General features: G+C 40.2%; 14 protein-coding genes and 1 riboswitch. Of the genes, 6 read left to right on the plus strand and 8 right to left on the minus strand.

The genetic code is table 11. From position 1 onward, the window contains the following. The first annotated feature begins 1 nt into the window (after position 1). The gene (ftsW, locus tag RMB06_RS02590) at positions 2-1,198 is read left to right on the plus strand and encodes a putative lipid II flippase FtsW (RefSeq protein ID WP_005079447.1); all 1,197 of its coding nucleotides are present in this window, start codon (positions 2-4) and stop codon (positions 1,196-1,198) included. A gap of 53 nt (positions 1,199-1,251) precedes the next feature. On the opposite strand, the gene gluQRS is transcribed toward ftsW, so the two are convergent. The 6 genes from gluQRS to RMB06_RS02620 form a co-directional block, all read right to left on the minus strand. Further along, positions 1,252-2,148: a tRNA glutamyl-Q(34) synthetase GluQRS gene (gene gluQRS / locus RMB06_RS02595; RefSeq protein WP_311078156.1), complete on the minus strand. Its 897-nt coding sequence runs from the start codon at positions 2,146-2,148 to the stop codon at positions 1,252-1,254. Between the two features lies 1 nt (position 2,149). Beyond that, positions 2,150-2,686 carry an RNA polymerase-binding protein DksA gene (gene dksA / locus RMB06_RS02600; protein ID WP_002121205.1) on the minus strand — a complete coding sequence of 179 codons (537 nt, stop codon included), beginning with the start codon at positions 2,684-2,686 and terminating at the stop codon, positions 2,150-2,152. 211 nt (positions 2,687-2,897) lie between these two features. Beyond that, positions 2,898-3,710, minus strand: a complete 813-nt coding sequence (gene cpdA, locus RMB06_RS02605; protein ID WP_311078160.1) for a 3',5'-cyclic-AMP phosphodiesterase — start codon at positions 3,708-3,710, stop codon at positions 2,898-2,900. 4 nt (positions 3,711-3,714) lie between these two features. Next, positions 3,715-4,341: an NUDIX domain-containing protein gene (locus RMB06_RS02610; protein WP_032037697.1), complete on the minus strand. Its 627-nt coding sequence runs from the start codon at positions 4,339-4,341 to the stop codon at positions 3,715-3,717. A gap of 75 nt (positions 4,342-4,416) precedes the next feature. Beyond that, positions 4,417-6,294, minus strand: a complete 1,878-nt coding sequence (gene thiC, locus RMB06_RS02615) for a phosphomethylpyrimidine synthase ThiC (protein ID WP_311078163.1) — start codon at positions 6,292-6,294, stop codon at positions 4,417-4,419. 89 nt (positions 6,295-6,383) lie between these two features. Beyond that, positions 6,384-6,518: riboswitch (TPP riboswitch) on the minus strand. Positions 6,519-6,552: 34 nt separating this feature from the next. Beyond that, positions 6,553-7,635 carry a hypothetical protein gene (locus tag RMB06_RS02620; RefSeq protein ID WP_311078165.1) on the minus strand — a complete coding sequence of 361 codons (1,083 nt, stop codon included), beginning with the start codon at positions 7,633-7,635 and terminating at the stop codon, positions 6,553-6,555. Positions 7,636-7,742: 107 nt separating this feature from the next. Here RMB06_RS02620 and RMB06_RS02625 point away from each other — a divergent pair, with 107 nt between their 5' ends. The 4 genes from RMB06_RS02625 (at position 7,743) to phoU (ending at position 11,477) form a co-directional block, all read left to right on the plus strand. Continuing rightward, entirely contained in the window at positions 7,743-8,324 is a 582-nt protein-coding gene (locus tag RMB06_RS02625; RefSeq protein WP_311078167.1) for a TetR/AcrR family transcriptional regulator, read from the plus strand. Further along, complete coding sequence (locus RMB06_RS02630) at positions 8,317-9,222, plus strand: DMT family transporter (protein ID WP_078220048.1); 906 nt, start codon at positions 8,317-8,319, stop codon at positions 9,220-9,222. The genes RMB06_RS02625 and RMB06_RS02630 overlap by 8 nt, the downstream gene beginning before the upstream one ends. 95 nt (positions 9,223-9,317) lie before the next feature. Beyond that, positions 9,318-10,649, plus strand: a complete 1,332-nt coding sequence (locus RMB06_RS02640) for a TolC family outer membrane protein (RefSeq protein ID WP_182004993.1) — start codon at positions 9,318-9,320, stop codon at positions 10,647-10,649. A gap of 105 nt (positions 10,650-10,754) precedes the next feature. Continuing rightward, positions 10,755-11,477 (plus strand): phosphate signaling complex protein PhoU, encoded by a 723-nt coding sequence (gene phoU / locus RMB06_RS02645; protein ID WP_171545309.1) that lies wholly within the window; start codon positions 10,755-10,757, stop codon positions 11,475-11,477. A gap of 305 nt (positions 11,478-11,782) precedes the next feature. Here phoU and RMB06_RS02650 read toward each other — a convergent pair whose 3' ends face one another. Continuing rightward, positions 11,783-12,052 (minus strand): oxidative damage protection protein, encoded by a 270-nt coding sequence (locus RMB06_RS02650; protein ID WP_000089995.1) that lies wholly within the window; start codon positions 12,050-12,052, stop codon positions 11,783-11,785. A gap of 9 nt (positions 12,053-12,061) precedes the next feature. Beyond that, on the minus strand, positions 12,062-13,495 hold the full coding sequence (gene argH, locus RMB06_RS02655) for an argininosuccinate lyase (protein ID WP_002121138.1): 1,434 nt from the start codon (positions 13,493-13,495) through the stop codon (positions 12,062-12,064). On the opposite strand from argH, the gene RMB06_RS02660 reads away from it, so the two are divergent. Then, entirely contained in the window at positions 13,486-14,625 is a 1,140-nt protein-coding gene (locus RMB06_RS02660; protein WP_005065759.1) for a sensor histidine kinase, read from the plus strand. The genes argH and RMB06_RS02660 overlap by 10 nt on opposite strands. The last annotated feature ends 18 nt before the right edge of the window (positions 14,626-14,643 follow it).

Consider the following 14,643-nt stretch of genomic DNA (forward strand, 5'->3'; position numbering starts at 1 on the left):
TATGGCAGGCTTAGCTCAGACCACAATCCAGAAAATCAATCATTGGTATGAACGGATATTGCCTAAATGGCCAGCGGAAGTGACGCCACGTAATGTCTTGATTTTCTGTGTCGTTGCATTGTTGTGTATCGGTTCAGTGATGGTGGCGTCTGCTTCGATGCCCTATGCTGAATATATGCATGAAAACCCGTTTCACTATGTGATTCGTCATGGTATTTCGATTGTCGCTGCGGGTGTAGTGGCTTATTTGACCTATCGAATATCACTGAATACGTGGTTTAAAAATACCTTCCCGCTGTGGTTATTAACCATGGTTCTGTTGCTTGCTGCTTTGGTGGTGGGTTCGGAAGTTAACGGTTCTACACGTTGGATTAAGATCGGTGGCTTTACATTGCAGCCAACCGAGGTTGCCAAAGTCATGATGGCAATCTTTACCGCAGACTACGTTGTGCGCCGTGCCAAAGAGGTTCGTACTCATTGGAAAGGCTTATTGCGTTTAAGCGGGGTTATGGCAATCACGGTCGGTTTAATTATTGCTGAGCCTGACTTGGGGGCAACCGTCGTTATTGTCATGATGATGGTTGGGGTGTTCTTTTTAGCGGGCGCGCCGCCAACTCAGTTCTTAATCATGCTTGGTGCGATTGTCACGGGTATCGTGTTTTTGATCTTATTTGAACCATACCGTTTCCAGCGTTTGATTTCGTTTACTGACCCATGGGCAGACCCGTTGGGTGTGGGTTATCAGTTATCAAATGCATTAATGGCTTTTGGCCGTGGTGAATGGTTTGGTACAGGCTTAGGGCATAGTGTACAAAAACTATCTTATTTACCTGAAGCGCATACTGACTTTATGTTGGCAGTGCTAGGTGAAGAGTTTGGCTTTGTGGGTATTTCTATTGTTATTGGCTTGTCTTTCTTGATGCTGGCATGTTGTATCAAAATTGGTCACCGTGCCTTGAAACATCATTACCTTCGTGCAGGCTATTTAGCTTACGGCATTAGTATTATTTTCTTGCTCCAGATTTTGGTAAATGCGGGCATGAATATGGGTTTAATGCCGACGAAAGGTTTGACTTTGCCATTCATTAGTTATGGTGGTACGTCTTTAATGATGTGTGCTGCGATGATTAGCTTAATCTTAAAGATTGATGCATCAACACAAGAAGTCAACCCAGAACGAGAAGAGTCAAACTTCTAATTGAGTATTTAGAAGTTTAAAAAGCCCGATTTGATATCGGGCTTTTTTATTATTTATAGATATGTTCCGCTGAGCTCTTGCCCATGGGGAATCAAATTAACATTCCACTGTGCTACAGCTTGTTTGAGCATCAGTCTAGGTTGATCTAAATCAACGTTGGGTTGTCCCAAGGCGAGTATCGCTTTTTGAAGTAATTCAGGAGCTTTTGATAAATCGAGTGCTTGAGCTAGATTTTGTTTAGAGAGCTTTTGTCCTTGGTCATTCATGGCAAGGGGAAGGTGCATATAGCTTAGTTGAGGATAACCTAGAAGCTGGCTTAACCAGATCTGACGTTCAGTGTTATCTAATAAGTCTGCACCTCGAACGACATGGGTAATACCTTGTAGATAATCATCCACGACGACCGCAAGTTGATAGTTAATAATCCCATCACGGCGCTTAAGAACAAAATCTCCAAGATCATATTGTAGATTGGAGCAATGACGTCCTTGCAATCGATCATCAAAACAGATCTGCTGATCTTGAACTTTTACCCGAATCGCTTGACCTTGAAAATCAAGATTGAGATCGCGGCAAGTACCTGCATAGATTGCATTTGAACCAAGCATTTTGCGGGTACATTGACATGCATAGATAAGACCTTCTTTTTTGAGTTGGTCTAATACGCTTTCATAAATGTCTAAACGATTTTTTTGAAAGATGATGTCTGTATCGGGTTCGAACTGGAAGGCTTCAAGTGATGTGAGAATATGCTCTTCGCTGCCGGGATAAATACGAGGGATATCTGTATCTTCGACACGAACGAGCCATTTGCCTTGATGGGCTTTTGCATCGCAATAGCTGGCAACAGCAGTAATGAGTGATCCAAAATGCAAAGGGCCGGTTGGCGATGGCGCAAACCGACCTGAGTATGAAAAGCTAGGCTTTTCTTGAGTAGCTACAGCGGTCATATTAACCGTTATTTTGCTTCTCTTTAATTTCTGCCAAAGTTTTGCAGTCAATACATAACGTTGCAGTTGGACGCGCTTCTAAACGACGTAAGCCGATTTCAATACCACAAGTTTCACAGAAACCGTAGTCTTCATTCTTAATAGCTTCCATAGATTGTTCGATTTTACGAATTAACTTACGTTCACGGTCACGTGTACGTAATTCAATTGCAAATTCTTCTTCTTGGGTCGCACGGTCGTTTACATCTGGCAGTGCAGTTGATTCGTCTTGCATCGTATTTAAAGTACGATCAACTTCAGACATTAATTCAGCTTTCCATGCTTGCAGAATTTGTCGGAAATGCTCGAGCTGTCCTTCAGACATGTACTCTTCATTTTTCTTAGGTTGATAAGGTGCAATACCAAATAAACTTGCAGTTGTGCCTATGTCAGAAGTTTTAGGTTTCACTTTACGTGCACGTTTTGCAGAAGCTTTGTCACCTTCCACTACAACTTCTGTATGTTCATCCAAAACTTGGTTGTGGTTGTCATTCGCCATAATAGGGCATTCCTCATCATACACGTATTATCTATACGCAAAAAATATGGTGATATGCAAGTGTTTTTATAGAAAACCATCGATGGGATTTTCCCATCGGGTCGTCATCATATAGATTTTTCCTGCAAGATGATAGTCATTCCGACCCGTAAATATTTTCAAAACGTGTTTGCCCCAGTCATAATTATATATAAGCATATAAGAAATAGGGCTAATAGCCTGAAATATCAGTGTTTATATGGCCTTGAAAATTTTCAAGACGGAAGACTTCTGTTTCAAAACTACCATCGTTTTTTAGACGAATGTAACGGTAGCCGGGAGCATTTTGATCGAGTGCAAAATCATTACTAAAGGGTTTAAACTGAACACTTGTCGAAGGTGTAGAGAAAAATTCGACCCCTTGCCAAATGTTGATTGAGTCTTGATGAACATGCCCGCAGACCAAAGCTTTTACATTTTTAAACGGCGTTAATGCTGTAAGCAAAGCATTAGAATTTTGTAACTTGTGATGATCAATCCATTTTGACTTCATGGCAAAAGGGTGGTGATGACAAGCTAGCAAAATCGGGTTATCTGCATACTCTTCAAGTAAAGCCGTTAAGTTCTCTAGCTGTTCTGCTGATAGATGCCCATCAATATGACCTTTTACCGCACTATTTAATAAAATAACTCGCCAGTTCCCTAAGCAAATGACCACAGGTTCCTGATGATTCTCTTTATGCAATGGAAAATGGTCAACATTGTCATGATTACCTAAGGTCTGAAAAAAGGGCAGACCAAGCGTTTGCATATATTGAATATAACGTTTGTAGGTAATAGGCGTTGGTGCCTGAGCTAGGTCCCCGGTATGGATAATTGCATCAGTTTCAGGATGTTTATTAAGTATCTGTTGAATAATGGCGTGAAAGCTTTCTTCAGGATTCATACCCACAAATTCTAAATGCGGATACTCCAATAGGTGGGTATCGGTAATTTGTATAATGACATGGTCTTTTTGTGAAAGTGTTGAGACTTGAAAAGTCACCGTCCTACCTCTTCGGGTTTATTATCGTTTTGCTGTGTTGGGCCAGCCATTGTAATGCCATAATGACAGGAGCATTTCTTAAACGTCCGCTGTCGAGTAGAGTCTGGATTTCACTATAATTAAATAAGTGTAGTTGAATATTTTCACCCTCATCATCTACGCCAAAAACACCCCCTTCAGCGGGTAAATTGGTTTGGGCAACATAGAGATGAAATAACTCTGAGCAAGCACCAGCTGACGGGTAAAAGCTAAATAGATGCTCTAAATTTTGAACTTCGCAACCTGATTCTTCAAGGCTCTCTCGTCGAATACAACTTTCTGGTGATTCATCACCATCTAACACACCTGCAATTATTTCTAGCTGCCATGGGGAGTGAGAATCATCTAAAGCCCCAACACGGAACTGTTCAATCAGAGCAAACTGTTGTTTTTGATCGTTGTAGAGTAATACACCAGCTGCTTCAGGCCGATGAACGAGTTCACGCTGCAATACATGAGTATATTCAGATTGATTAAATAGACGATGTCGAAGGCTGACTTTTTCAACTTGAATAAAACCACGGAATAGAGATTCACGTGATGTTACTTCGACATCTTTAGATGTATAACTTGGACGTTCAACAATACTCATGATTCGGTCAGGACGAAATCTATTTATTTCATCCTAACCGAGAATCAGGGCTAGGCAAGTGTTTTTTTTGAATATTTACACTTTATGATACAGTTTTTGACCTTGTTCCTGATAAACCTCTTTCATCGCTTTGAGGCCTTCTTCAACCTCTGAATCGTTATTGGTGAGGTTGTTGGCATAGTCACGTACATTCTGAGTGATTTTCATTGAACAGAATTTTGGACCACACATTGAGCAGAAGTGAGCAGATTTATGAGCCTCTTTTGGTAAGGTTTCATCGTGCATACTACGTGCTGTATCAGGGTCTAGACTTAGGTTGAACTGATCATCCCAACGGAACTCAAAACGTGCTTTTGATAAGGCATTATCACGTACCTGTGCACCTGGATGTCCTTTCGCAAGATCGGCAGCATGTGCTGCAAGCTTGTAGGTAATAATTCCGTCTTTAACATCTTTTTTGTTTGGTAGACCCAAATGCTCTTTCGGTGTGACATAACAAAGCATTGCTGTGCCATACCAGCCAATCATGGCTGCACCAATTGCAGAAGTAATGTGGTCATAACCTGGAGCGATATCTGTTGTTAATGGTCCAAGCGTATAGAATGGTGCTTCTTTACACACTTCTAGTTGAAGGTCCATGTTTTCTTTAATCATGTGCATTGGTACGTGACCAGGGCCTTCAATCATGACCTGAACATCATGTTCCCATGCACGGTGAGTTAGCTCACCTAGAGTTTTAAGTTCGCTGAACTGTGCTTCATCATTTGCATCTTGAATACAGCCCGGACGTAAACCATCACCTAAGCTAAATGAAACGTCATAGGCTTTCATGATTTCACAGATTTCATCGAAATGAGTGTATAAGAAGTTTTCTTCATGATGTGCTAGACACCACTGCGCCATGATTGAACCGCCACGAGACACAATACCTGTTAAACGGTTTGCTGTAAGTGGTACATAGCGAAGTAATACACCTGCGTGAATCGTGAAGTAGTCAACACCTTGTTCGGCTTGTTCAATCAGTGTGTCTTTGAAGATTTCCCATGTTAGGTCCTCTGCAACGCCATCAACTTTTTCAAGTGCTTGATAGATTGGCACGGTGCCGATTGGAACAGGTGAGTTACGGATAATCCATTCACGTGTTTCATGAATGTTTTTACCTGTCGACAAGTCCATAATGGTGTCGGCACCCCAACGGGTTGCCCAAGTCATTTTCGCAACTTCTTCGTCAATTGAAGAACCAAGTGCTGAGTTACCAATATTGGCATTAATTTTAACCAAGAAATTACGACCAATAATCATTGGCTCAAGTTCTGGATGGTTAATGTTGGCAGGGATGATCGCACGACCTTCAGCAACTTCTTGACGAACAAATTCAGGTGTAATTTCTTTTAAATTTTTTGCACCGAAATTTTGTCCAGTATGTTGACGCATATCAACGCCTTCACGCTGGCGCTGATTCTCACGAATTGCAATATATTCCATTTCAGGTGTGATAATACCTTGCTTGGCATAGTGCATTTGAGTGACATTTTTGCCTGCTTTAGCACGGCGTGGATTTTGAATGTGCGCAAAACGAATATCAGCGGTACGAATGTCTTTTAAACGTTCCTGACCAAATTTTGAGGTCAAGCCAGAAAGTACGTCAGTATCGTTACGCTCTTCAATCCAGTTTTGGCGAACTGAAGGTAAACCTTTGTCTAAATCGATTTGAACATTTGGGTCGGTATAAACACCTGAAGTGTCATATACCATAACAGGAGGATTATGTTCACCGCCAAGACCGGTAGGCGTGTCGGTTAAAGAAATTTCCCGCATTGGAACCTGAATGTCAGGGCGAGAGCCTTCAATATAAACTTTTTTAGAAGCGGGTAAGATGCGAGTTAAATCTTTTGCATCTTGTTCATGTTGTGCTGAAATTTCAGCAGAAGAAAGATTCGTTAACTGGTTCATCACATGATCCTTATGAATAACATCAACGAATCAAGCACGACCAAAAACGATGGCGGATTTATCTTTATGAGATAAATTTAAGGCTGTAAGTTTTCAGATGGCTTGATTCCTACGCAGGTCTTAACCTGATCAGGTTCAACGGTACTTGTGATCAAACTTGTGTTGCGATAACACGGAATTTACACAATCTCAGCGAGCTATTACTCGCGCTCCGTCAAGCGATTTAAAGACTAACATGTTTTAGGTTGGCTGGCATTGTCAATTTGTATCTATACAAACCGCATCCATATGGCAGTCACGATAGACTTCCGTGTTCCATGGCGAATCAAATTTTAAGAGCTGCTCAAGTTGTTCATGAGTCATCTGATAATTTGATTTTTTATCACCATTTTTATCAGTTAAATCTATTTTAAATTGCTTATTGCGCTCTTCTACAGGCGTAGCAATAAACTTAAGAAACAGTTGAGCAGGTTTGGCTAAACTCGACTCATTTTGTGTAGAGAGAAACCGAATTTGCTGAAGCGCATCTTTATCAAACCATGTGTTCGGCGCATATTCATCTGACACTGGCGTGTTGTCTAAGCCAAAGAAAATAAAATAACGATATTCATTAAATAGTAGTTTTGCATCACCAATAAAGTGGCTCTTTGGATACTTTTGAATAAACTTTTCCCAAAATAATGCGCGTTCAGTGAGCGCTTTCCATGAAATAGCCAACGCACCATCATTATAAAAAATATTTTGATTGTCTTTCGCCATACGCGTTAAGAACTCTTTTTGGTCCGCGGGTAAGGACTTAGAAAAAACATCAACTAAATAGCTTGGTTGGCGTCGATAGGTAAACATGCCTTCACCTTGATAGAGAAGTTCAATGTAGGCTTGGCCTTCATGTTGAAGTAAATATTGATCACGCGGGCTCAGTTGGGCGAAGAGCTTTTTCTGACTTTGAATAACCTTTTTAATGTCTTGTTTCTGTTCTAAAACGGCATAGCCAAATGCTTCAAAAGCTCTCCCTGTTTTTTCAGTGTAGTCTTGTTTTAGAAAACGTTGATACATGGTAGTTGATGCATCAATCAGCTTAAGCTGCTCATGATTTTTTAAAGAAGGAACACAGGTTTTAAGCTTTTCATTAATTTGATTTAAGTCTTCTATTCTGCTGTTTTGATTAATCGTGTGCATAGCTACCATAATTTGTAAGCAGCTACTGTCTTGTTTTTGAGTGGCCTTTTGCTCAGTTGGTTTTTGCTCTTTAGATACAGCCTGATCTTGCTCTGATGTTTTACTACATCCAGCTAAAAGTAGTGCACTGCACATACTCATCATTAGAACTTTTTTCATCATTTTACTTTTATAGAAATTAATATTGCTCAAATTATAACGCTTAAAACGATTGCATCATTGTTAGAAATCTTTATTATTAGGTAGGTCGGTCTACTTAATTAAAAACTATGAATGATAAAACAGCAAGACAGAAAATTCTCGATGCAGCAGCAACCTTGTTTTATAACGATGGCATTACGGCAACAGGAATCAACACAGTTACGGCTAAAGCAGATGTCGCGAAGATGTCGCTTTACAATAATTTTTCTTCAAAAGGAGATCTTGTTGATGCCTATATTGCTGCACGCCATCAAGAGTGGCTCGACCTCTATCAAAAGCGTTTAGAAAAAACAAAAACAGCTAAAGAAGCCATTTTGGCCGTGTTTGATGCCTATCAAGCCCATGCGGAATTTGCCTACGAAAAAGGCTTTCGAGGTTGTGGTTTATTGAATGCTGCGGCTGAGTTTCCGGCCAATAGTACAGGGCGTAGTTCTGTAAGGCAGCATAAAGAAGAAGTAGAAGCTATTGTTGCTGAGCATTTAAAAAAATTAATACCAGATTCACAGCGCGTTAACTATGTAGCCACCCAGCTTTCTTTTCTTTTAGAAGGTTCTATGGCACGAGCAGGCTTAGAAGGAAACAGTCGTCAACTTCAATTAGCGAGACAAATGGCAGAAGATATTTTAGATCGAGAATGCCAACATGATTAGCCTTATTAAAAATAGTAGCTATGGTGGCACAATTGCAATTTTAGTTGCTTCTGTTTTGTGGGGAACAACAGGTACGGCGGCAGCATTTGCACCGACTCTTGGCCCACTTGCTATTGGCGCTGTAGCGATGGGCGGTGGAGGTCTTTTACAAGCTTTGGTTGCATCACGAGCAATACGCGAAAACCGTCAGTTTATAAGGGAAAATCTTTCAATACTGCTTTTAGGGGTAGCGGCGGTTGGTATTTATCCTTTGGCTTTTTATTCCTCAATGCATTATGCGGGCATTACGATTGGCACCGTTGTTTCAATTGGTACCGCTCCATTAATAGCAGCAATTTTAGAGCGATTTTTTGACCGCAAAGCTTTATCGGCTATTTGGTTTCTAAGTTTTGTGTGCGGTGTGCTTGGTGTAAGTATGTTATCGATGGGCGAAAGTCATGCGATCCAAGAGAGTACAAATCAATGGAGTAAATTCTTCGGTATTTTTCTTGGGCTGGTCGCTGCTACAACTTATTCACTTTATTCATGGGCTGCAAAAAGATTAATAGATCGGGGTGTTGCCTCTAAAGCTGCAATGGGCATGATTATGGGAGGCGGGGCAGTTATTTTGCTTCCTACTTTATTGGTTACAGGTGGAGGGTTATTGCATAGCTCAACCAATCTACTTGTGGCTGGTTATATGATGCTGATTCCTATGTTTTTGGGTTATTTACTTTTCGGTTTTGGATTAAAAACAGTAAATGCCAGCAAAGCGACCACCCTAACTTTATTCGAACCCTTAGTCGCTGCGATTTTTGCGATTGTTTTGGTTGGCGAGCATGTTTCATGGGTAGGTTGGATAGGCATGTTTTTGATTTTTATTTGTATTTTAATTTTGTCAAAAACTAAGAACGCTTAAAAAACTAAAACTTTTAATGGCTTGAGTTTGATTTGAATTTTTCTTAGTCTTAAGGACAAGTTTTATCGTTGATTTAAACAATGAAAATAAAATTAATGGTCGCTGTTGGCCTTTGGAGTTTTGCATCTTCGAGTTTTGCTTTAGATTTAGTTGAAGCTTATGAGCGCGCAAAACAAAATGACCCGACGTGGCAAGCCAATCAACAACAATATGAAGCAGATCAACTGAACTTAGGCTTAGCAACGGGGGCATTATTACCTACTGTCACATTGTCTGGAAACATTACCCGTAATCGACAAACTGTAAAACGTTCAAACTTTCCAGGCGTTGATCAAGAAGGCCTGTCAGATGCTTTGGTAAGTAGTACGTCAACGACTCGACAAGCGACTCTCACTGCACGTCAGCCATTATTTCGAATGGATGCTTGGGAAGGTTATAAGCAAGTTAAAACTTCGGTTGCCTTAAGTGAAATCACTTTAAGACTACAAAAACAAGATCATGTTTTAAATGTGGCAGAAGCCTATTTTAATGTGTTGCGTCAGCAGGCACTTAGTGTTGCATACTTACAAGAAGAAAAGGCTTTGCTTGAGCAGCTTAATATGATGAATGCCAAACTCAAAGAAGGGTTGGTGGCACGTAGTGATGTAAGTGAAGCAAATGCTCAATATCAAAATGCCAGAGCCAATCGTATTTCTACCAATGTTCAATTACTTTTAGCCCAAGAGCAACTTTCTGAATATATTGGTTCTTATCAAGATAAACTCGCTGTACTGCGTAGTGATTTTAGTTTTCAAAAGCCTTATCCAGCAGAACTTAATGACTGGCTTTCTTTGGCGCAGCAAAAAAACTTAAAGATCCAGCAAGCCCGTTTACAGCAAAAATATAGTGAAGACCAGCGCCGTGTAGAAAAGGCAGCACTTTATCCTCAAATAGATGCTGTGGCGAGCTATGGTTATACCAAACAGACCCCAGAGACTCTTATTTCGACTGACGGAAAATTTGATCAGGTTGGGGTAGAAATGAACTGGAATCTATTTAATGGCGGGCGCACTCGAACATCAATTAAAAAAGCCACTGTAGAAGCCAGTAAAGCGCAGGCACAACTTGATACAGCCATCCGCCGTGCCAATGTCGATGTGAAAAGTGCATTTATGCAGGTAGACACAGATCAAGCCAAACTTGAAGCAAGAAAGGCTGCAATGGATTCATCTTCTTTAGTTTCTCAAGCTTCAAAAGCGAGTTATAACGAAGGCTTAAAAAGTATGGTTGATGTTTTATTGGCGCAGCGTAATGCTTTTTCTGCAAAACAGGATTATCTTAATGCTCAGTATGACTATTTATTGAATGTGCTTCGTTTAAAAGCTGCGGTAGGCCAGTTAGGTGAAAAAGATCTGGTTGAGCTTAATAGCTGGTTAACTTATCAGTAATTAAAAGCTTTTATCTGAAATTTAATTTTGTCATAAAAACTTAATGATTGCTGTGTTTTAATGCTCAATCATTTTATTCCCGCGCCATCATGTTGGAGGCTTCCCTTGAGTCCGAGTAATCCGGTGTTAAGCCATCATATTTCTTCTCAATTTAATGAAGATTTGCAAGATGTAAACACAAAGTTTATGACCATGGGTGGCTTGGTCGAACAGCAGGTTGCAAATGCAATTCATTCTTTACTTGATACTGACGCAAATTTAGCGATTGATGTTCAATTTAAAGATAATGCAGTCAATCAATATGAACGTGATATTGATGAAGGCTTAACGTTGATTTTGGCGCGTCGTCATCCGGCAGCGATTGACTTGCGTATGGTTATTGCCATGAGCAAAGCCAATACTGACCTTGAGCGTATTGGTGATGAAGCTGCAAAAATTGCCCGTATTGCACAAAACCTGTGTGAAGAGGGCGGGTCACCGCGTGGCTACATGGAAACACGTCATATTGGTAACCAAGTTCGTGTCATGATTCATGATGCACTTGACGCTTTTGCACGTTTAGATGCAGATCAAGCTTTACGTGTACTTTTAGCTGATGCTGACATCGACCGTGAATATCAATCAGCAACACGTACATTAATGACCTATATGATTGAAGACCCGCGCCATATTGCTCGTGTGATTAATGTCATGTGGGTTTTACGTTCATTAGAGCGTATTGGCGATCATGCGCGTAACATTGCTGAGCAAGTCATTTATATGGCAAAAGGCTTTGATGCTCGTCATACCAAAATTGAAGAAATTGAAGCCAAAGTCCACCAAAAGTAATCTTGAGCTGAAATATTTAAAGGCCTTGTTTGAAGCAAGGCCTTTTTATTTTTAAAAATAATAGATAAAAAAATGTCCCGAACTTTGGGGGGAAGTTCAGGACAGAAAATCAAGTGCATAAACACGACAGGGATCGTGTTCTTCTTGCTATAAAGTGATATTAAGTTCTTCGCTTTTTGATGTCATGTAGAGTCCTGTGCGCTCTATGTAAGGCTTTTTATGTTTGTGTAAGTTTCACGTAAAAAAAGGCGGATCTATGTATATAGACCCGCCTTTTTAATGATGAGTAAGCTAAAACAAACCGATTATTCTGGTTTCCAGCCTTCAGCTTTTTCTACACTTTCATCATTATTGAAGAATTTCTCACGTTGTTCTTCCAGAAACTTTTTAGCTTCTGGTTCAAACACGTTTAAGCGCTTTTCATTAATTAGCGTAGTTTGATGCTGTAACCATTCTTGCCATGCTTGTTTAGAAACATTTTCAAAAAAATCTTGGCCTTTAGCACCAGGGAAAGGAGCGAAGTCTAAACCTTCCATTTCCTTTTGATATTTACGGCAAAATACTTGGCGACTCATGTTTTATCCTTAAGCGTATAACTGTTCTAAACGTGTATGGGCGCGCGCAATTGCAGCTTCAACCTGTTTTGGAGAAGTTCCACCAATATGATCACGAGCATTTACAGAAGCTTCTAGAGTTAAGGCTTTGTCAAATACATCTGCTGTAATTAAGTCAGAGAATTGCTGTAATTGCTCAAGTGTGAGTTCAGATAAGTCTTTTTCTTCCGCAACACCTAATGCAACAGCTTTACCTACAATTTCATGCGCATCACGGAACGCAACGCCTTTTTTCACTAAGTAGTCAGCAAGGTCAGTTGCAGTTGAGAATCCACGAAGAGCAGCTTCACGCATGATTTCAATATTTGGAACCAATGCAGGAATCATGTCTGCAAATGCCATGAGTGAACCACGAACCGTATCGATTGCATCAAATAAAGGTTCTTTGTCTTCTTGGTTATCTTTGTTGTATGCCAATGGTTGACCTTTCATGAGCGTAAGTAAACTAATTAAGTCACCAAATACACGGCCAGATTTACCACGAATAAGTTCTGGAACATCCGGATTCTTCTTCTGTGGCATGATTGAAGAACCAGTACAGAAGCGGTCAGGAATATTCACAAATTTGAACTGCGCAGAAGTCCAAAGAATGAGCTCTTCTGACATACGTGATAAATGCATCATGATAAGCGCAGCAGCAGCATTAAATTCGATGGCAAAGTCACGGTCAGATACAGCATCAAGAGAGTTTTCAGATACAGCTTCAAAACCTAAAAGTTCTGCTGTATAAGCACGGTCAATCGGATAAGTGGTACCAGCAAGAGCAGCTGAACCAAGTGGCATGCGGTTAACACGTTTACGGCAGTCTTGAAGACGTTCAGTGTCACGTACTAACATTTCAAACCATGCTAACAAGTGATGACCAAAAGTCACAGGCTGAGCAGTTTGTAGGTGTGTAAAGCCTGGCATAATTGTATTTACATTTTTGGCAGCCAAGCCTAACAAGCCTTTTTGTAAACGTTCTAATAATTTTAAAATATCATCAATTTCGTCGCGCAGGTAAAGACGAATATCAGTTGCAACCTGATCGTTACGGCTACGGCCTGTGTGTAATTTTTTACCTGTAATGCCAATACGTTGAGTCAAACGTGATTCAATGTTCATGTGAACATCTTCAAGATCGATGCGCCACTCAAAGTTTCCAGCCTCAATTTCTGAGCGAATGGTGCTTAAACCTTCAATAATGTCATCGCGTTCTGCTTCTGTGAGTACGCCAACTTTCGCAAGCATGGTAGCATGCGCAATCGAACCAGCGATGTCTTGCTTATAAAAACGTTGGTCAAACTGAACAGAGGCGGTAAATTCGGCTACAAAAGCGTCTGTCGCTTCAGAAAAACGACCACCCCACATACCTGAGGTTTGGTCTGGGGTTACTGAATTAGGGGGATTTGAAGATGTGGTCATGGTGGCTCAGTAAAATAAAAAAGAGTATATCACTTGCCGAAGCTCAACAAACAAAGTTGTTTCCTACAGCATACCGAAATCAAAATTCCTCCTATTTTTTTACGAAAAGCGGGCGTTGGCAACACTTATTCGAATTAATTATCGCAAGTAATGTTTTGGCACTGGTTTTGGCATTGGCTGAAGCGCAGTCTTGGCAAGCCTTAAGCGGGGGAAGGCTTTTTCAATACATCGTTTTTATTAACTGGGTAATATTGTCCTTTTTTGCATTGGTTGAACGCTTTCAAGGTTTTTTTAGCAGCTTACGTCAAGAATTTGCTTTGGCTATTGGTTTTGTCATGCTGCAAAGTATTGTTGTTTTGACCACTTTAATCAGTAATTTTTTTCAGTTTGGTCTTTTAAATAAACATGCTTCTTTAACGCAGGACTGGAGTGTTTATTTTACCAATGTACCTTTATATCTAAGCTATGGAATATTACTCGGGGCTTTCTGCTTACGTTATTTATATGTCAGGGAACAATGGTTGCATCAGCAATATGCCGAATTAAATGCCCGTATTCAGGCCATGCAAGCACGAATTCATCCTCACTTCTTATTTAATAGTTTAAATAATGTGGTGAGTTTAATTGCGATAGATCCAGATAAAGCAGAAAGCATGCTTATTAGTTTGTCGCGTTTATTTCGCGCGAGTTTCCAAGAATTAAAATTGGTGAGTCTGCATGAAGAAATCGAGCTGAGTAAACAATATTTAATGATTGAACAGGTCCGTTTGGGGGAGCGTTTAAAAGTAGATTGGAAGATCGAGCTTTCATCTGTGCAATTAAAACAGATCACTATTCCTTTATTGACATTACAACCCTTGTTAGAGAATAGTATTTTTCATGGGGTAGAACCAATGATGGGTAAAGCAACCATAGGGGTATTGGTTGAAATATTGCAAAATCAGGTCAGTATAGTCATTACCAACCCATATACAGACGATACAATAAATTCACGGAAAGGGCATGGAATCGCTCTTGAAAATGTTAAGCAGCGCCTGAAAGCGTATTATGGGAACACCGTTAGATTTCAGGTTTATAAAGGTGAAGCTTTATATACCACTATTATGAGCTATCAATATCAAACAAAATAATAAGTCAGTCAGAGTTAA

The organism is Acinetobacter sp. V104_13 (genome assembly GCF_031798995.1).
GTDB classification, from domain to species: Bacteria; Pseudomonadota; Gammaproteobacteria; order Pseudomonadales; family Moraxellaceae; genus Acinetobacter; species Acinetobacter pittii.